The sequence below is a fragment of the Streptomyces roseochromogenus subsp. oscitans DS 12.976 genome, assembly GCF_000497445.1.
Classification (GTDB): Bacteria; Actinomycetota; Actinomycetes; order Streptomycetales; family Streptomycetaceae; genus Streptomyces; species Streptomyces oscitans.
In genome coordinates this window covers 5,331,311-5,349,702 of record NZ_CM002285.1, presented here as the reverse complement: position 1 = coordinate 5,349,702, position 18,392 = coordinate 5,331,311, and the positions used below count along the sequence as shown (strand labels likewise).

At 71.3% G+C, this 18,392-nt stretch carries 13 protein-coding genes; 9 read left to right on the top strand and 4 right to left on the bottom strand.

Annotation, left to right across the window (positions count from 1 at the left end):
• Positions 1-630, bottom strand: a 630-nt coding sequence (locus M878_RS48565; protein ID WP_031225546.1) for a GOLPH3/VPS74 family protein, incomplete at its 3' end; no start/stop codon positions are given.
• Between the two features lie 196 nt (positions 631-826).
• Between M878_RS48565 and M878_RS72875 the strand changes: the two genes are divergently transcribed.
• Together M878_RS72875 and M878_RS72870 are read left to right on the top strand one after the other, a co-directional pair.
• The gene (locus M878_RS72875) at positions 827-3,214 is read left to right on the top strand and encodes a D-alanyl-D-alanine carboxypeptidase (protein WP_031225545.1); all 2,388 of its coding nucleotides are present in this window, start codon (positions 827-829) and stop codon (positions 3,212-3,214) included.
• A gap of 199 nt (positions 3,215-3,413) precedes the next feature.
• Positions 3,414-5,309, top strand: a complete 1,896-nt coding sequence (locus M878_RS72870) for a hypothetical protein (protein ID WP_031225544.1) — start codon at positions 3,414-3,416, stop codon at positions 5,307-5,309.
• Between the two features lie 30 nt (positions 5,310-5,339).
• Here M878_RS72870 and M878_RS72865 read toward each other — a convergent pair whose 3' ends face one another.
• Positions 5,340-6,179, bottom strand: a complete 840-nt coding sequence (locus M878_RS72865; protein WP_031225543.1) for a hypothetical protein — start codon at positions 6,177-6,179, stop codon at positions 5,340-5,342.
• A gap of 104 nt (positions 6,180-6,283) precedes the next feature.
• On the opposite strand from M878_RS72865, the gene M878_RS72860 reads away from it, so the two are divergent.
• Both M878_RS72860 and M878_RS72855 read left to right on the top strand, forming a co-directional pair.
• Positions 6,284-7,072: an SDR family oxidoreductase gene (locus M878_RS72860; protein WP_023549522.1), complete on the top strand. Its 789-nt coding sequence runs from the start codon at positions 6,284-6,286 to the stop codon at positions 7,070-7,072.
• 137 nt (positions 7,073-7,209) lie between these two features.
• Positions 7,210-8,751, top strand: coding sequence for a sodium:solute symporter family protein (locus M878_RS72855; protein ID WP_031225542.1), 1,542 nt, complete (start codon positions 7,210-7,212; stop codon positions 8,749-8,751).
• Positions 8,752-8,800: 49 nt separating this feature from the next.
• Here the strand turns inward: M878_RS72855 and M878_RS72850 are convergent, their stop codons facing one another.
• Positions 8,801-9,916: an ADP-ribosylglycohydrolase family protein gene (locus tag M878_RS72850; RefSeq protein WP_023549520.1), complete on the bottom strand. Its 1,116-nt coding sequence runs from the start codon at positions 9,914-9,916 to the stop codon at positions 8,801-8,803.
• A gap of 522 nt (positions 9,917-10,438) precedes the next feature.
• On the opposite strand from M878_RS72850, the gene M878_RS96600 reads away from it, so the two are divergent.
• Genes M878_RS96600 through M878_RS72830 form a run of 5 tightly spaced genes read left to right on the top strand, consistent with a single transcriptional unit; the run spans position 10,439 to position 14,976 of the window.
• A complete protein-coding gene (locus M878_RS96600) occupies positions 10,439-10,549 on the top strand; it encodes a keywimysin-related RiPP (RefSeq protein WP_023549519.1) in 111 nt (36 codons plus the stop codon).
• Positions 10,550-10,575: 26 nt separating this feature from the next.
• Positions 10,576-12,426, top strand: coding sequence for a lasso peptide isopeptide bond-forming cyclase (locus M878_RS72845; protein WP_023549518.1), 1,851 nt, complete (start codon positions 10,576-10,578; stop codon positions 12,424-12,426).
• A 29-nt stretch (positions 12,427-12,455) separates the two neighbouring features.
• On the top strand, positions 12,456-12,710 hold the full coding sequence (locus M878_RS72840; protein WP_023549517.1) for a lasso peptide biosynthesis PqqD family chaperone: 255 nt from the start codon (positions 12,456-12,458) through the stop codon (positions 12,708-12,710).
• Positions 12,707-13,144, top strand: coding sequence for a lasso peptide biosynthesis B2 protein (locus tag M878_RS72835; protein WP_031225541.1), 438 nt, complete (start codon positions 12,707-12,709; stop codon positions 13,142-13,144). Before M878_RS72840 ends, M878_RS72835 begins: the two co-directional genes overlap by 4 nt.
• Positions 13,141-14,976 (top strand): ABC transporter ATP-binding protein, encoded by a 1,836-nt coding sequence (locus M878_RS72830; RefSeq protein WP_023549515.1) that lies wholly within the window; start codon positions 13,141-13,143, stop codon positions 14,974-14,976. Before M878_RS72835 ends, M878_RS72830 begins: the two co-directional genes overlap by 4 nt.
• A gap of 66 nt (positions 14,977-15,042) precedes the next feature.
• Here M878_RS72830 and M878_RS72825 read toward each other — a convergent pair whose 3' ends face one another.
• Positions 15,043-18,369, bottom strand: coding sequence for an ATP-binding protein (locus M878_RS72825; RefSeq protein WP_023549514.1), 3,327 nt, complete (start codon positions 18,367-18,369; stop codon positions 15,043-15,045).
• Positions 18,370-18,392: the final 23 nt, after the last annotated feature.

The window sequence follows — 18,392 nt, the reverse complement described above, 5'->3', positions numbered from 1 at the left end:
CTGCGCGACCGCGCCGTTCTGCACGTCCATCACGGCATGCGCGACAAGACCGCCCATGGGGTCGTGCCGGATGAGATCCCGCAACCGGGAACGGGACGACCGTCCCTCGTTCCCCGGGTACAGGTGCTTGCCGAGTCCGACGGCGTGCGCCAGGGCGGCGAGCGCCGCGGTCCGCGGGTCCGGCGGTACGCCGGTGCGGATCGCGGAATCCAGCCGGCCGCGGATCTCCCGGCTGATGGCGGTGTCCGTCGCCTGATAGCGCGTGGTCGGCAGCACCCCGCACATCTGACCCGGTACGGCGGCAACCATGCCGCACCGCTCCAGATGCGAGAGGTAGATCTGCCTGAGCCCCAACCGGGGCCCGCCGATCCAGTGGACGGCCCGTACCGGAGCGCCGCGCCTTCGCAGCAACTCCAACGCACAGTCCAGAGTCGGATCTCCTGTCGGCCGTGGCACCACCACGGCGATACGATCCCCGTCTGGGGCTATCCGTCCGGCCAGCGCCAGCTCCACTAGCTGTGCACCGGCCAGACCGAGGTCGAGCGACTGCGGCTGCGCAGTGGTACCCGTGGCCGGGTCCAATGCCAGCAGCAGAAGCTCCTCCGGAAGTGTTCTGCGGCTCCTGCCCATCCATGCCTCCCCGCGTGGATGAATGACAGGGTGACCCCTCTCACATCGGTCTGTCGAGGGTGCGTGACCGGTTCGTGAGGGAACCGGTAGGTATGTCGTTCTCGTCTACCGCAGGGGCCAAGCCCTCACACAGGACACTGGTACATGGTTCGGACAGGGCGCGCGCGTGGGCGTGCGGCGCATGGAGGAGGCATCGGTGGCGGGCGAGTCCCCCGACAGGTCGAAGCAGCGCGAGTCGTCGGCGGAACCGACGTCGGGGAGCGCGGGTCCGGTTCCCGAGACGCGCGATCCGCGGCTCGCGGTCGCCCGGGAAAAGGATTCCGCGCAGGCGAGCGCGGACACCGCGACGAAGATCCTCTCGATACCTGACGCGCCGAAGCCGGACACCAAGGAAACTCCGGCGGAGGACGCGGCCCTCCGCCAGGCGGTCTCCGCCTGGGTCCGCACCGCCGCCCCCGCAAACAACTCCGACACACCTGCAAACACCCCGCCCACGACTCCGTCGGCCACCGCCGGCACGGAGACCGAGGCGGAGACAGCCGGGGCGCGCAACGGTACGGCCGAGGAGGGGAAGCCCGAGACGACGGACGCGGACGCGGACGCGAAGGGGTACGCGGAGGCAGAGTCTGCGGGGGCGAAGCCGGACACCGACGTGAAGGCAGGGGCGAAGGCTGACGCGGCCCCGAAGGCCGGCGACGACGGCGAGACGGCAGACGCCGGCGCTGCCGCAGAGGCGAGGACGAGGGCTGAGGCGGGCTCCGAGGCCGCCCCGGTTGCTGAGGCCGGTTCGGACGGTGACGCCGAGGCGAAGGCCGAGGCAGGCTCCGGGGCAGAGCCGAAGGCCGAGGCGGAGGAAGCCAAGGACGGGCCGAAGGCCCGAGGCGGGTCGGAGAACGAGGACCGACCGGAGGACGCCAACGGCGGGGACGCCCCACAGGGGCCACCCGCAGCCGACGACGAGAGCCGCACGGGTGGTGCGGGTGGGAACACGGACGCCGACGGCGAAGCCGAGGCGGACGCCCCCCACGCCGAAGCGCCGCAGGCGAAGGCGGCTGTTGATCAGCCCACCGCCGTCTTCAAGACCGTAAAGCCCAAGCAGGTCGATCAGCCGACGACCATGCTCAAGCTGGGCGGCAGGACGAACACCCCCAAGACTCCGGAGTCCGAATCCGAGCGCACCAGCAAGTTCGTCGCGCTCAAGAACGACATGGCACCGGCCACCAAGCCGCCGGCCGCCAAACCGGACGTCACCACCCCCGTCCCCCAGGTCGGCCCCGAGCGCACCACCCAGCAGCCCCTCCCTCCGAAGCCCCCGCTGGACCTCCTGGCGGAGCTGACGAACACGCCCCCGCCCCCGGAGACCGCGGTCCGTACGATCGTGCGCCGGGTCAAGATCTGGACCCCCCTGGTCCTGCTCCTGGCGGTCATCTTCGCGGTCGTACAGGCGGTGCGCCCGCTGCCGGCCCCCGCCCTCGGGCTCACCGCCAAGGACAGCTACACCTTCGACGGCGCCGGGGCGAACCTGCCCTGGCCGGGCGAGGGGCAGGGCTGGATGGACGTCGACGGCATCGGCACGATGAGCCGCTTCGGCAAGCAGACCCCCGTGGCCATCGGCTCGGTCGCCAAGACCATGACCTCGTACATCGTCCTCCGCGACCACCCGCTGAAGCCGGGCCAGGAGGGACCGAAGATCACGGTCGACCCCCAGGCGGAGAAGGAGGGCGGCTACAGCAAGAGCGGCGAGTCCACCGTCAACACCCTCAAGGCCGGTGACCGCATCTCCGAGAAACAGGCGCTGTCGGCCGTCATGATCCCCTCCGCCAACAACATCGCCCGGCTCCTGGCACGCTGGGACGCGGGTTCGGAGGCGGCGTTCGTCAAGAAGATGAACGACACCGCCAAGGAGCTGGGGATGACCAGCACGACGTACACCGACCCCTCGGGCCTGAAGGAGACCACCGTCTCGACCGCCGAGGACCAGGTGAAGCTCGGCCGCATGGTCGTGAAGAACCCGGCTCTGGTCGCGATCACCAGCGCGGCCAGCTGGACCGACCCCACCGGCCACAACTGGCCCAACTGGAACAAGCTGCCGTTCCAGATGGGCGCGATCGGCATCAAGACCGGCAGCACCACCGCGGCCGGCGGCAACCTGCTCTTCGCCTCCCGCAAGACGGTCGGCGGGCAGACCGTGACGATCGTCGGCGCGATCCTCGGCCAGCACAAGGGGCCGTCGATCCTCGACACGGTCAACGCGGTCAGCAAGACCGCCCTGCTCGCCGCCCAGGACGCGCTGACCTCGTCCACGATCCTGAAGAAGGGCGATGTGGTCGGCTATGTGGACGACCAGCTCGGCGGTCACACCCCGGTCGTGATCACCAAGGACGTCACCGCGGTCGGCTGGGCGGGCCTGAAGGTCAAGCTGTCCTTCGCGCCGGGCGGCGTGCCGCACACCGCGAAGGCCGGCACCAAGGTCGGCACGCTCACCGTGGGTGACGGTTCGGCCGCAGCGGTGAAGGTCCCGGTGGCCCTGCAGAAGGATCTGGCCGAGCCCGGCTTCGGCGCCAAGCTGACCCGTCTGGGCTGATCGCACCACTGCTGGTCCGCCCCGCGCACCCCGTCGGCGGGGGCTCCACCCGGGAGCCCCGTGACGGGGTGCGTGCTAGCGTCACGAATCGGGGCAGGTCGCCGGTCACGGGACAGGGCCGCGAACTGGACGGGAAGCGGCCGGGAACACCATGGAACACGACCGAGAACAGAAGACGGGACACGGGGAGTGCCTTCAGGTGGCCACAGCGGAGCCGACACGCGCTGACGACGCCGATCCGGGCCCGGGATCCGGCCCGCGAATACGCGCGTCCGAAGCCGGCCCGGAGGGGCACACGGATCACACCGGCCCCCCGGACGGCCCTACCGACCGTGACCGTCCCGGACCGCCCGACGGCCCCGGTGTGCGCCCGGGCGGGCTCGCGCGCCTGCTCACCGCCGCCGAGCCCCTGCGCCCGCGGCTGCTGCGGCACCCCGTGCTGTCCATAACGGCCCTCGCGGGGGTCCTGCACATCCTCTGGTTCTTCACGTTCGCGAATAGTGGTGGCGATCTCGCGGCGCAGGACGCCTGGGCGGAGTTCGTCGGCCGGCACCCGGACTCGGCGTACAACCTCGCCTGGTACGGCGGTATGCACCCGGTGTCGTACAGCGTGGTGTCGCCATATCTGATGGCCGTCCTCGGCGTCCGTACGACGATGATGATCGCCGGGACGGTCTCGGCGGGCCTGCTGACGCTGGTCCTGATCCGCAGCCGGGCGGTACGCAACCCGCTGTGGGCGTCGCTCGCCGGGGTCGTCGCGCTGTTGTGCAACGCGATCTCGGGCCGGGTGACCTTCGGGCTCGGCACGATGTTCGCGCTCGGCGCCGTCGCGGCCGTCTTCTGCTGGCCGTACCGCTGGCGGCACAAACGCTGGGCCAAGGCGGCGGTGGCCGCCCCGCTGGCCGGTCTGTCCACCATGGCCTCGCCGGTCTCCGGGCTGTTCGTCGGGCTGGTCGCGGTCGCGCTGTTCCTGCAGAAACGGCGGCCCGGCGCCTGGGCGCTGGGGCTCGCCCCGACGGTGGTGGTCGCCGCCTCGTACTTCCTGTTCCCGTTCTCCGGTACCCAGCCGATGACCATCGGCTCGGTGATCCTGCCCCTGGCCTACGGCCTGCTGTGCCTGTTCCTGGTCCCCAGGGAGTGGGTGACGGTCCGGCTGACGGCCGCCGTGTACAGCCTGGGTGTGGTCCTGGTCTGGCTGGTCAACTCGCAGATCGGCTCGAACATCTCCCGGCTGCCGATGCTGTTCGCGGGTGCGACGCTGGTGGCCGCGCTGCCGTTCACGGTGCGGAAGTCGCGCAGGTGGTACGTGACCGTGCTGGCGCTGCTCGGCTTCGCCGGCTGGATCGGCTTCAAGTCGGTGGACGACATCGTGCACACGACCCCGGCCGCGTCCTGGGCCCGTGAACTCGCCCCGCTCGTCCACCAGCTGCAGAAGGCCGGTGCCGAGAAGGGCCGGGTCGAGGTCGTCCCGGCGCGCTCGCACCGGGAGGCGTCCGCGCTCGCGCCGTACGTCAACCTGGCGCGCGGCTGGAACCGGCAGGCCGACATGGAGCGCAACCCGCTCTTCTACGACGACACCCTCAACTCGGCGAACTACCACGAGTGGCTCCAGCGCTGGGCCGTCCACTTCGTCGTCCTGCCGAAGGACAACCCGGACGGCGACGGCGGCGAGCGCGAGCGGCAGCTGCTGCGGCGCGGGATGCCGTATCTGAAGCAGGTCTGGGGCGACGCCAACTGGCAGCTGTTCCAGGTCACCGATGCGACGCCGCTCGCCGAGCCCGACGCGGTGGTGGATCACGCCGGGCAGGGCGAGATGACGCTTCAGGTGCGCAAGGCCGGGCGGATCCTGATCAGGATCCCGTACTCGCCGTGGCTGAGCATCGTCGACGAGCACGGCAAGAGCCTGAAGGCTCCGCAGCAGACGACGGCGAAGACATACGTCAACACCAACGGGTGTCTGATGGAGACGCCTCAGGACGCCAAGGGCGACAAGTGGACGATGCTGGTGGCGCCGAAGCCGGGCACCTACCGGCTGGCGGCCCCGTACCAGCTTCCCCGGGGCACACCCTGCCCGGACGTGTTCAAGACGCGCTGAGGCCCTGAGCCTCAGTCGAAGCCCTGAGCCTCAGCGGAGCCGGTCCACATAGGTGTCGGTGCCCGGAATCGTCGGGATGAACGGCGCCACCAGCTCCACCCTGCCCAGCCCGGAGTCCGAGACGTCCGCATCGAGCCCGGTGAAGTGCTCCTCCCAGCACTCCCGTGGGTCCCGCTCCAGGAACCACAGCAGGGTCAGCCGGGTGTCCGTGCCCTCGACCTGCTTGACATAGGACATGCGGTCGCCGGGCAGCGGAGTGGGCCGGAACACGGTCACCAGCGCGGCCGGGGAGCCGGCCAGGCGCTTGGGCAGGTGCCGGCCGCGCAGCCACCGCAGCAGCTCCGCCCGCTGCCCGGCCGACTCGCTGTCGATCACCTCCAGCACCAGCCCGGCGTACGGGTGGTCGAGGGCGTGGAAGTCCCTGGGGCCCGCCGCGCCGTCCCGGTACACGGTCGTCTCGTGGTCCTGGAAGGACGTGAAGACGTGGGTACGGTCGTGGTAGACACGGGCGTCGCGGTTGAGGCGCTTGTTGATGGCGACGGTCCACTTCATGTGGTGGTCGTAGCGGCCGTCGGTGATCCAGTAGGTGGAGAGGTAGCAGCCGGCCGTGACCGGCTGGGCGACGGCCGACTTCTCGGGAGACCGCAGGAGCTGCAGATCCCGGGTCGCCACCCAGCGGCGGCCCGCGTACATCCAGGGCATGGCCATCGCGCCGGCGTAGTAGTGGTCGTCCTCGTACCAGCGGTTGTAGGCGTGCTCGTGGCCGGGGTGCGGCTCGACCATGGTGATCAGGGCGTGGCCCGGGCGGACGCCGTACGGGCCCACGGCGGCCAGTTCGCCGTACGTCTCGCTGCGGGTGTCCTCACTCATGTCCTCGCTCATGGGTTTCCCCTTCCGTCCCCTTCCGTCCTCCTGCGGTCGCCCATACTCTGACGCTCCGTCAGATAAAGCGCCAGGGTCCGGGAGGGGTCCTCATGCCACTGCTCACCGGCAAGACCGTGGTCGTCTCGGGAGTCGGGGCCGGGCTCGGCCATCAGGTCGCCGCGGCCGTCGTACGGGACGGCGGGAACGCGGTGCTCGGGGCACGCACCGAGGCGAACCTCGCCAAGAGCGCGGCCGAGATCGACCCGGACGGCACGTGTACGGCGTACCGGGCGACGGACATCACCGACGAGGGGCAGTGCGCGGCGCTGGCGGAGCTGGCGCGGGAGCGGTTCGGCGGCATCGACGCGGTGGTCCATGTCGCGGCCTGGGACTCCCACTTCGGCGGGCTTCAGGACGCGGACTTCGCGACCTGGCAGTCGGTCATCGACGTGAACCTGCTGGGCACCCTGCGGATGACCCGGGCGTGCCTGCCGTCACTGAAGGCGGGCGGGGGCGGCTGCGTGGTCTTCATCGGGACACAGTCGGCCGTCGCGGCACCCTCACAGGTGAAGCAGGCCGCGTACGCCGCGTCGAAGGGGGCGCTGACCAGCGCGATGTACTCGCTGGCCCGGGAACTCGGGCCACACCGGATCCGGGTCAACACCGTGCTGCCGGGCTGGATGTGGGGGCCGCCGGTGCAGGCGTACGTGCAGTTCACCGCACAGACGGAAGGGGTGCCGGAGGCGGAGGTGCTGGGGCGGCTGACGGAGCGGATGGCGCTGCCGGAGCTGGCGACGGACGGGGACGTGGCGGACGCGGTGGTGTTCCTGTCCTCGGATCGGGCGCGGGCCATCACGGGGCAGTCGCTGCTGGTCAACGCGGGGGAACTGATGCGGTGACCCCGCCCCGCGCCGCCGTCCATACGTTCAGCTGCGTTCAGGTGCGTGAACATAAATCATCAAAGCGAACATCTTTGCTTTGACTTGACCCTACCCTCGCTTGTCGCGTTCACGTGACCGCACCCACGATCGAGCACATGAACAGTCTCGACTGGGCCGTACTCATCGGCTACTTCGGTGTGATGGTGGCGATCGGCGTCTGGTCGCACAAACGCGTGGACAACGTCTCCGACTTCTTCACGGCCGGCGGCAAGATGCCCTGGTGGCTGTCCGGCATCTCGCACCACATGTCGGGCTACAGCGCGGTGATGTTCACGGGGTACGCGGGCATCGCCTATACGTATGGCGTTACTTCATTTGTGACCTGGTCCTTTCCCATCGCGCTCGGCATCGCCATCGGGTCGAGGCTGTTCGCGCCCCGGATCAACCGACTCCGTTCCCGACTCCATGTGGCCTCCCCGCTGGAGTACCTGAAGAACCGTTACAACCTGTCCACCCAGCAGGCACTCGCCTGGTCCGGCATGCTGCTGAAGATCGTGGACGTGGGCGCCAAGTGGGCCGCCATCGCCACCCTGTTGTCGGTGTTCACGGGTGTGTCGTTGAACCAGGGCATCCTCATCACCGGCGCGATCACCGCCGTGTACTGCACGATCGGCGGCCTGTGGGCGGACGCGCTGACCGAACTCGGCCAGTTCGTCATCCAGTTGCTCGCCGGTGTCTCGATGTTCGTCGCAGTCGTACTGAAACTGAACGACAAGCACATCGGCTTCTTCGACGCCTGGAGCCAGCCGGCCCTGCACGGCCACGGCAAACCGCTGGTGGGCCCTTACGGCACTGTCTTCCTCTTCGCGTTTCTGTTCATCAAGCTCTTCGAATACAACGGCGGCATGCTCAACCAGGCGCAGCGGTACATGGCGACGGGCAGCGCGCACGAGGCCGAGCGCTCCGCCCGGCTGTCAGCGATCCTGTGGCTGGTCTGGCCGGTGGTGTTGTTCTTCCCGATGTGGATGTCCCCGCTCCTGGTCCACGCGCAGAAGCCGGACGGCTCCGACTCCTACGGCCTGATGACCGAACAGCTGCTGCCGCACGGGCTGTTGGGCCTGGTGATCGTCGGCTTCTTCTCCCACACGATGGCCATGTGCTCCTCCGACGCGAACGCGATCTCGGCGGTGTTCACGCGGGACGTGGCGCCGGTGCTGTCCGCTCGCGCGCGGGCCTGGAGTGCGCGCTCGGGTCTGATCGCGGCGCGCGTGACGACGGTCCTCTTCCTGGGCCTGTCGATGGCTGTCGCCACCCAGGTCAACTCGCCCACGTTCAAGGACATCATCACCGTCGTCATCAAGTGGGTGGCCGGTCTGATGGGTCCGATCGCGATCCCGATGATGCTGGGTCTGCTCCGGCCGTTCCGCCGCTCCGGTCCCACGGCGGCGCTGACCAGCTGGGCGGCGGGGTTGCTGGCGTTCTGGCTGGTGAACTACCCCGTCAGCTGGAACGTCTCCGGCGGAGTGGCCCTGCAGTACCAGGTCTCGGTGCCGCTGGCGGTGTCCCTGGCCCTGTACATCGTCATCGGCTATGTGAAGCCGGAGGATACGCCGGAGAGGCTGGCGATCATCGAGAAGGTCAATACGGACGGGGATGGGGTGGCGGTCCCGGCGGGGGACGTGGTGGGAGCGCCGTAGGGGTGCGGATCCGTTGCCGGCTGCGGGTCCGTCGTGGCCGTTCGCTCCCTCAGGCCCGCGGGTACCGCGCCAGCCAGCCCGGTGCGGACCCCGCAGGACCGTGCAACGCGGGACCCTGAGTCATCTCCATGGCGAAATCATCCGCGAGTTCCAGCATCGTCGCCCGGCCCTCCAGCTCTGTCAGCCACCCTGGCGGGAGGGCCGTCTCGCCGTGGAGCGCGCCGAGCAGCCCGCCTGTCAACGCGCCCGCCGCCGCCGACGGCCCGCCCTGGTTCACCGCCAGGCACAGCCCGTGCCGTACGTCCTCCCCCACCAGCGCGCAGTACACGGACGCCGCCAGCAACCCGTCCGCCGTACCGTCCCCGGCCAGCTCCTCCACCCGGGTCGGGCTGGGTATTCCCTGCCGCACCGCGCCGAGGGCATGCTGCAGGGCGTCCGAGACGGGCTGGTGGCCGGGGCGGGCGGCGAGCAGGGCGAGGGCCCGCTGCACGGCGCCGTCCAGGCTCTCGCCCCGGGCCAGCGCGTGCACGATCACGGCGTACGCGCCCGCCGAGAGGTAGGCGATCGGGTGCCCATGGCTCTGCGTCGCACACTCCACCGCCAGCTGTGCGACGAGCTGCGGCTCCCAGCCGACCAGCAGCCCGAACGGCGCGGAGCGGGCCACGGCCTCCGGGCCCAGCTCGCCGGGGTTCTTCGGTGACTCCAGGGTGCCGAGCGTGTCGTCTCCGAAGCCGACGAGCAGGGCCCGGGTCGGCTCGCGGCGGGCGTAGAGCCACTCTTCGCGGGCGAGCCAGCCGTCGTCCTTGCGGCGCTCGTCGGGCCCCCAGTCCCGCTGGGTGGCCGCCCAGCGCCGGTACGCCCGGTGCAGATCGGTCGGCGGATGCCAGGCGCCGGTGTCGCGGCGCACCTGGGCGCGTATCAGCCCGTCCAGCGTGAAGAGGGTGAGCTGGGTGTGGTGGGTGACCGTGCCGCGCCGGCCGTGCCCGAAGGCCAGGTCGAGCAGCCCCTCGGGGCCGTACGTCGCCCGGATCTCCTCCAGGGAGAGCGGGTCGGCGGGCCCGCCGAGCGCATCGCCCACGGCGGCCCCGAGCAGGGTGCCGCGCACCCTGCTGCGGAAGTCCTGTTGTTCGGCACGGCCCCAGACGGCGCCGGATGTCGCACCCACGCAGACCTCCTCACGGCACCGTCCGTCCGTACGACATCCAGCACTGTAATCGACAGCGAACGGCGCGTTCACGGGGCCAAATCACCCGTTGCCGGTCATTCCCGGCGACCCGCAAGCCGCTGCTGGAGTCGATCTCCTACCAGTTCGCCCCGGGCCTCGTCCCGGCCGCCAAGAGGTGAGCCCCGGCCTGGAGTGCGCCCGGCGGCGCCTGTCCGCGACTGCCGTCAGGTGCCTCCGGCAGATGCCGTCAACAACTGCCGGACGGCATCTCAAAACGTTTATTTGAGGATGCGCATACCGAGGCCGCATGCCAACGCCGCGCTGACGACAGCCAGAACGAGCGGGGCGCACAACCCGAGGCGTACGGATTGTGCCTATTATCCGACCTTCACCGAGGCTCTTGCCTTCGCCTCACGCTCTGCAGCTAGCTATGTGCTGCGGCCGCTTCCTGGCCCCGGCTCCCGACGAGCCCGGGCCCGCGCTCAGGGGGAGTGGTCGGAAACCCGCATGGGAGGAGTAGTCATGAAGAAGGCTTATGAGGCGCCGACGCTCGTCCGGCTCGGTACGTTCCGCAAGGAGACGGGGCTGCTTCAGCGCTCCGGAAACGACCGGCTGATCTTCAGCAAGAACTGACGACCGACGGTCCTTGACCTGACGCCATGACTGAACTGCACGCAAGTGCGGGGACGGGCCCCGGCGACGCGCACTTCGCGGTCTTCCCGGACCGTGCGGACGCGGCCGCCGTGGCCCGCTCCTTCGCCCGCCCCGGTAGCCGGACCCTCGCGCACGCGTCGGGCCGGCCCTGGCTGGTCGGCCACTGGCACGACGACGAGGTCGTCACGGCAGGCGCCGGCGGCGCCTGCGTCGCCGTCGTCGGCTGCTGCCCGGCCGACGCCGACGAACTACGACGCCGTACCGCGCGGCTGCGTGATCTCGCGGAGCTCGACGCCCTGGCCCGATCCCTCCCCGGCAGTTTCCACCTCGTCGGCGCCCTCGACGGACGGATCAGGGTGCAGGGCACCGCCTCCGGACTGCGCCTCGTCTTCCACGCGGAGATCGACGGAGTGCAAGTGGCCGCCACCCGCGCCGACACGCTCGCCGCCGCCCTGGGCCTCGACCCCGACATCGAGGAACTGGCCGTACGACTGCTGTGGCCCGCTCCGTATCCGCTGTTCGAGACGTCGATGTGGCGGTCCGTCACCGCCGTCGCCCCGCAGGACGCCGTGGTCGTCGCCGCGGACGGCCGCACCGTACGGCACACCCGGTGGTGGACGCCGCCGGAGCCCGTGCGGCCGCTCGCCGAGGCGGCGCCCCAGATCCGGACGGCGCTGGAGGAGGCCGTCGGCGCGCGTACCCGGCAGGGCGGCGTGGTGAGCTGCGACCTGTCCGGCGGCCTGGACTCGACCTCCGTCTGTTTCCTGGCCGACCGCTCCCCCGCCCACGTGGTGGCCAGTACCTGGCCGGGACGCGATCCGGCGGACACCGACCTGCACTGGGCCGAGCGAGCCATGGGGCACCTCCCGGACGTCGAGCACGTGGTCTGGGACGCCGACGCCTCGCCGCTGGTCTACGAGGACCTGCTCGGCATCGACGACCTCCTCGACGAACCCACCATCGGCGTCATGGACCGCTCCCGGGTCCTGCACCACCTGCCCGGCCTCACCGCACGCGGCAGCCGGCTGCACCTGACCGGCATCGGCGGCGACCACGTGGCGTGGTGCTCCGACGCGTACTACCACCGGCTGCTGCGCACCCGTCCGCTGTTCGCCCTGCGCCAGTTGCGCGGGTACCGGGCGCTGTGGCACTGGCCGCTCGGCGGCACGGCCCGGGCTCTCGCCGACTCCCGGCCGTACGGGAAGTGGCTCGCCGACGCCGCCGGCCGGCTGCGTGGCCCGTTGCCCCCGTCCGTCACGACGAGTCTCGGCTGGGGCATGACCCCGCGCCTGTTCGACTGGGTGACTCCCGAGACCGAGCGGATGGCCCGCCGGGCGCTGCTCGCCGCAGCGGCGACGGCCGCGCCGCTGCATCCGGACCGCGGCCTCCACACCGACCTGGAGCAGATCCGCTCGTGCACCCGCATCATCCGGCAGTGGGACCGGATGGCGGCGCTCGCGGGCCTGCCGATGGCCTCGCCCTTCCTCGACGACCGGGTCATCGAGGCGTGTCTCGCCGTTCGTCCGAGCGAGCGCGTCACACCCTGGAGGTACAAGCCCGTCCTGACCGCCGCGATGCGCGGGGTCGTGCCCGAGGACTGTCTGCGGCGGGCCAACAAGGCGACGGCCGCCATGGACGCCGCCAACGGACTGCGCGACCACCGAGCCGACCTGCTGGCCCTGTGGGAGGACTCACGGCTGGCGGAGCTGGGCCTGGTGGACGGCGCCGAGCTGCGCCGCCTCGCCCAGCGGCCCGCCTCCAAGGGGCTGTCCGACGCCATCCTGTACTCCACGATCGCCGCCGAGGTGTGGCTGCGGGGACTGGACCGCAGCCGCACCCGTGCCGCACACCCCTGACCGCATCCCCACATCAGAAAGGCCCTCACATGCCTCTGCGGTTCGGCGACAACGTCTCCACGGCCCAGACCGACTACGGCACCGTACTGCTGGACGAACGGGGCGGCGCCTACTGGGAGTTGAATCCGACAGCCACCCTGGTGGTGCGGACCCTGTTCGAAGGCGGCGAGGAGGCGGACGCGGCCGCCGCCCTGGTCCAGGAGTTCGACATCGACGAGGCGCAGGCCCTGCGGGACGTCGAGGCACTCGTACGGCAGCTGCGCGACTCGGGGCTCGCCTCATGACAACGCCCAGCGCGCTGGAGCGGCCGACCGGTGTGCCTCTGCCCCGCCGCCTGGCCGCCCGCCTCGTCCTGCTCCCCGCCCTCGCCATCGCCCTGCTGCCGCCCCGCCGTATCCGCGCCGTACTCGGCATCCTGCGGCGCGGCGCCAGACCCGCCACCGCCGCGGAGGCCCGGAACGCGCGCGACGCCATGTGCGCCGCCAGTCTGCGCTGCGCCGGACCGAAGGGGTGCCTGCCGCGCTCCCTGGGGGCCGCACTGCTGTGCCGGCTCGGCGGAACCTGGCCGACCTGGTGCACCGGGGTACGCATCGTCCCGCCCTTCACCGCGCACGCCTGGATCGAGGCGGAGGGCGGTCCCGTCGGCGAGGGTGCGCCGGAGGGCTACTTCGCCCGGCTGGTGGCGGTCGGCCCGCTGCCCCGGGCGACGGACCGATGACCGGCCCGACGGCCCCGCACGCCGAACGGGCCGATGCCGCCGAGGGTGACGGGTCGACCCTGGCGGCGGTGGACACGATGTACCGGCTCACCGCCGGGCACCGCGGCGCCATCGCCGTCGCCACCGTACTGACCCTCGTGGGCTCCGCCCTGGGCCTGGCCCAGCCGCTCGTCGCCAAGGACGTCGTGGACGCGAGCGGCCGCGGACAGGTGATCTGGCCACTGCTGGGACTCCTGGGGGCGCTCTTCGTCGTCGAGGCGGCGGCGGGAGCCGCGGGACGCTTCCTGCTGGAACGGATGGGCGAAGGCGTCGTACGGCAGCTCCGTCACGGGCTGGTGGGACGGCTGCTCCGGCTGGAGATGAGGGAGTACGACCGCCACCGGGGCGGCGACCTCATCTCCCGGGTGACGGCCGACACCACCGTGCTCCGGGAGGTCGTGTCCCAGGCCCTGGTCGATCTGGTGACAGGCAGCATGGTCTCCGCCGGGGCGATCATTCTCATGGCGTGGCTCGACCCCCTGCTGCTGCTCCTGGTGGCCGTCACCGTGGCAGCGGCAGCCGTGGTCGTCGCCTCGCTGCTCACGGGTATCAGGGGCGCGTCCGCGCACATGCAGGCCGCGGTCGGTGCCGTCGCCGCCGATCTGGAACGGGCCCTCGGAGCGCTGCCGATGGTCCGTGTGCACCGCGCCGAGCAGCGCGAGGCGGCCGGCATCGGCGCCCGTGTCGACGCGGCCTACGGTTCGGGCGTACGTGCCGCGAAGCTCGCCGCCGTCATGAGCTCCGCCGTCGAACTCGCCGTCCAGGGCTCCTTCCTGATCGTCCTGGTCGTCGGCGGCCTGCGGGTGAGCGGCCACGCCGGATCCCTCGGCGACCTCGTCGCCTTCCTGCTGTACGCCTCGTACCTCGTGCTGCCGCTGTCCTCCGTCTTCCGTGCGGTGGGCCTCGTCCAGCGCGGGATGGGCGCCTACCAGCGCGTCGAGGAGGCACTCCGCCTGCCGGTGGAGCCCACCACAGCCCAGATCCCGGCGGACCACGCCCCCGCGCCGCGACCGCCCGCCACCCGCGAACGGCCCGCCCTCGCCCTGCACGACGTCCACTTCGGCTACGACCCGCGGCGGCCGGTCCTCCGCGGCGTCTCGTTCACCGTCCCGCAGCGCCGGCACGTGGCCCTGGTGGGCCGGTCCGGAGCCGGCAAGAGCACCGTGTTCGCCCTGGTCGCGAGGTTCTACGAGCCCGACGCGGGCACCGTGCTCTTCGACGGACGGCCCGCGGCCGAACTCACCCGTGACGCATGCCGACGGGGCATCGCCGTCGTCGATCAGAACACCCATGTCGTCCACGGCACCCTGCGCGACAACATCACCTACGCCGTGCCCGACGCCCCAGAAGCGGAGATCCGGCGCGTCGTCGAACTGGTCCGGCTGGAAGAGGTCGTCGACCGGCTGCCCGGCGGCCTGGCCGCCGTCATCGGCGAACGCGGCAGCACGCTCTCCGGCGGCGAACGCCAACGCGTCGCCCTCGCCCGCGCGTTGCTGGCCCGCCCCGCACTGCTCCTGCTGGACGAACCCACCTCGCACCTCGACGCGATCAACGAGGCGGCGCTCACCACCGTCATGAAGGACGTCGCCCAGGAGTGCGCCCTGCTCGTCATCGCCCATCGTCTGTCCACCGTGCAGCACGCGGACCACATCGTGGTGCTGCAGGACGGCCGCACCGCGGCCGTCGGGCGCCACGAGGAGCTGCTCACCGGCAGTGCCCTCTACCGCGAACTGGCGGCAAGCCAGATGCTCCGCCCGGGCGAGCTACGCCCACCACCTGCAGGAGGACGGTGAGCCCGGCAAGCTGCGGCCTGTTTCAGCCGTACCACGTGACGTTGCAGAGTTCGTCGGCTTCGCCGCTCACTCCGCATAGCGCGCCTGGACGGCGTCCCGGGCCGCCTCCACCGCCGCCAGCCGGGGCGCCATGCGGGCTCGGTCCGCTCCTGGGGCGGCCATCAGCTCGGTGAGTACGGATGCAAGCAACGCCAGGTCGTCCCAGTCCTGTTCCTCGGCCAGCAGGTGGGTGAGCGTCGCGTCGGCGATGCGCCAGTCACCCAGGGCACAGCTCACGAGGCACCGGGTGAGGGCGCGGTCCGAAGCCTCCAGGTCGACCGACTGCAGCCATCGTTCGGCCTCCCGCCATAGTGACCGCGCCGCACTGGCACCATCGGATCCGCCGACGGTCAGGGCGAGTTCGAAGATGCCCGCGGCCGGACTCCGCACTCGTATCCGCTCGGCCTGCCGTCTGGCCGCCGCCCACTGGCGAGCGTGCCGGTACGCTTCCGCGCGCTGCGCCTCCAGGGCTTCCTCGGGAAGCCCCAAGCGGTCCGCCTCGGCCAGCCGTTCCATGGCCTCCGGCCATCGACCGCACCGCATCAGCAGGTCCACGGCCTGCTCCCGGGCCCAGTCCACGCGCGTCTCCAGGGCGATGCACCGGTCCAGGTCGGCCAGGGCCCGCTCCGTGCGGCCGACCGCCATGGCGGCCATCGCGCGCTGGCTCAGCGCCCAGCCGTACCCGGAGTCCAGGGCCACCGCCCGGTCCAGGCACCGGAAGGCTTCCGGGTAGTTCCCCAGACCGCGGTACGCGGCGCCGAGGAGGGCCAGGGCCCAGGCGTCGTCGGGACCCAGTTCCAGTGCCCGCTGGAGAAAGGGCAGTGCTTCCCGGTACTGGTCGGCGCGCCAATGCGCATCGCCCAGCGCGGTGTGGATCCAGCCGAGATCCGGATCCGCCGCGACGGCCCGGCGCAGGTCGGTCAACTCGCCTTCACTGTCCTGGAGTTGTTGCTTGCAGATGGCGCGGTGCCCCAGCGCCCAGGCGTACTCGGGTATCAATTCGACCGCGCGGTCGAAGTCGGCCAGTGCCTCCTCGATCCGGCCCAGCTCACGGAGGGCCACACCACGGCCTGCCAGGGCCGAGGCGTAGTCCAGTTTGAGTTCGAGGGCGCGACCCAGCTCAGTGACCGCCTCCTCGAACCGGCCCGCCAGCCGGTAGGCGTCGCCTCGCTCGGACGCCACCCAGGCCGACTCCGGCGCGAGGGTTACAGCCCTGTCGAGATCCGCGAACGCCTCCTCCCACTCCCCACGGTCACGACGCAGCCGTGCCCTGCGGACCAGTGCCCACAGGAACCCCTGCGCGAGACCGAGCGCACGGTCGAAGTCGGCGAGCGCCTCATCCAGGCGGCCAAGCGCATGCAGACAAGCTGCTCTGGACGAGAGCGAGTCGGGGTCGGCCGGGTCCACGGCAAGGGCGCGGTCGAACTCGGTGACGGCCTCCTCCAGCCGGCCGGCCAGCCGATGGGTCTCCCCACGCCCGTAGAGGATCTCCGCGTCGTCGGGACACAGGGCATCCGCCCGGTCCAGGTCGGCCATCGCTGCCGGGAAGTCATCCAGCATCTGGCAGGTGACGCCACGACCGAAATACAGTGAGGCCAGGTGCATCTCGGGGAGGGAAGCGCGCTCGCTGAGTGCGACTGCCCTGTCGTACTCGGCCAGTGCCCGCCGGTGCTCACCGCCTCTCCTCAGCTGCCTTCCCCGCAACCCGTGGGCCAGCGCTCGCCCGGAGACATCGAGCCCGGGGCGAGACAGGAGCAGGTCCACGGTCCGGCTCACCCCGTGCTGGTCGTCGGCGAGCGCGTCCCGGAGCCGCCGGCCCCAGTCCCGCAGATCCGCGTCGTCCGCCACGGTGCCCGCCTCCTCCAGCATGCGCGCCCAGCGGCGGCCGTCCACCTGGTCCCACCAACAGGCCTCGACAACACTCATCAACGTCTGAGCCACCTCCGTACGCGGACGGGCGCACACGAGGTGATACGCCTGCTCCAGCCGCAGCTCGCGCCATCGCTCGTGCTCCCACGTGTAGGCAGGGCGGATGCCGTCGGCGGCCTCCTCGCACCAGCGGCCGTAGACCGTTGCGAGCCTCTCGTGGCGTTCCTTCCACCCCTGTGGAGACCTTCGGCGCAGCAGCCGCAGCATCGTCTCCCGCACCAGGTCGTGGTAGCGCAGCCGGTCACCTCGGTCGTCCACGAACGGCAGCCCCCGCAGCCAGGCGAAGAGGCTGTCCGCTTCCTCGTCCGGGCTGTCCACGGCCGCCCGGAACACGTCCATGTCCAGCCCCCGGGGCAGCGCACACGCGAGTGCCACCGCCCGGCGCACCGGATCCTGCTCCCACTTCAGGAACCGCTCCACCGCCGTCGCGCTGGGGTCGCCGATGTCCTCCAGGTCGGCGGGTTGCTGCTCGGCCAGTGTCGACACCAGCAGCGGCAGTCCCCCGGTGAGCCGCAGGACCTCCGTCACGACCGGCTCGGCCACCACTCCCCGTTCGGTCAGCAGCCCCCGCGCCTCCGCTTCTGTGAACGGCCCGAGCGGTATCTCCGTCATGAAGTCCGCGAAGCCGCCCCAGCGGGCTCTGTCGAAAGGGTGCTGGCCCGCCGTGACCACGACCACGTTGGCGGGCAGGGCGCCGTAGTCGTCGGTGGTCATCATCCCGTGCAGCCAGCCGTCGAGGAACGGTCCGGTCCGCTCGTACGTGTCGAAGAACAGGATGATCCACGGCACGGCGGACGCCACGTCCGTCAGCTCGTCCAGCAGCCTGGGCGTCAGTGCCCGCTCGGGCGACAGCACCAGCTGTACGTCGTCCTGGCTGCTGAACCTCGCGCTGAGCCCGCGCCGCAATCGGTCGGCGTACTGGGCGAGTTGGGCCGCGTCGACCGCGCCCACGAACGGGCCCGCGCCGGGTATCAGTCCCAGGCCCGCCAGTCCGGCCCTCGCCACCGTGGCCGTCACCGGCGAGGGACCGTCCTGTGCCGAGTCCAGCCCGGCGGCCACCGCCTCGGCCTCGTGGCGGCGCTCCCGGTACGAGGCCAGCGCGCGGTCGAATTTCTTGAACTCGGTTCCCTGCCGGGCGCATTCGCGGCTGACGACCGCCATTGCCTCCGGCACGCTCCCCACGCCCTCGTCCACGTACACCGTCAGCGCCCCGCGCTCCCGCGCGATCTGCTCCAACTCCCGTACCAGGAAGGTCTTTCCGACGCCCGCATTCCCGTGGATGTGGAAGAGGAAGCGGTGGCGTTCGTCCTCAGGAGGGAGGTCGAGGTTTTCGCGGAACGCAGCTCGTTCATCGCTGCGGCCGACGAAACCAGACCGCCTTCGCCGCCCGATCAGCTCCTGCATCGACGGCCGTGCCTGCGCCATCCGTACGCCCCTCCCGCAGCCCG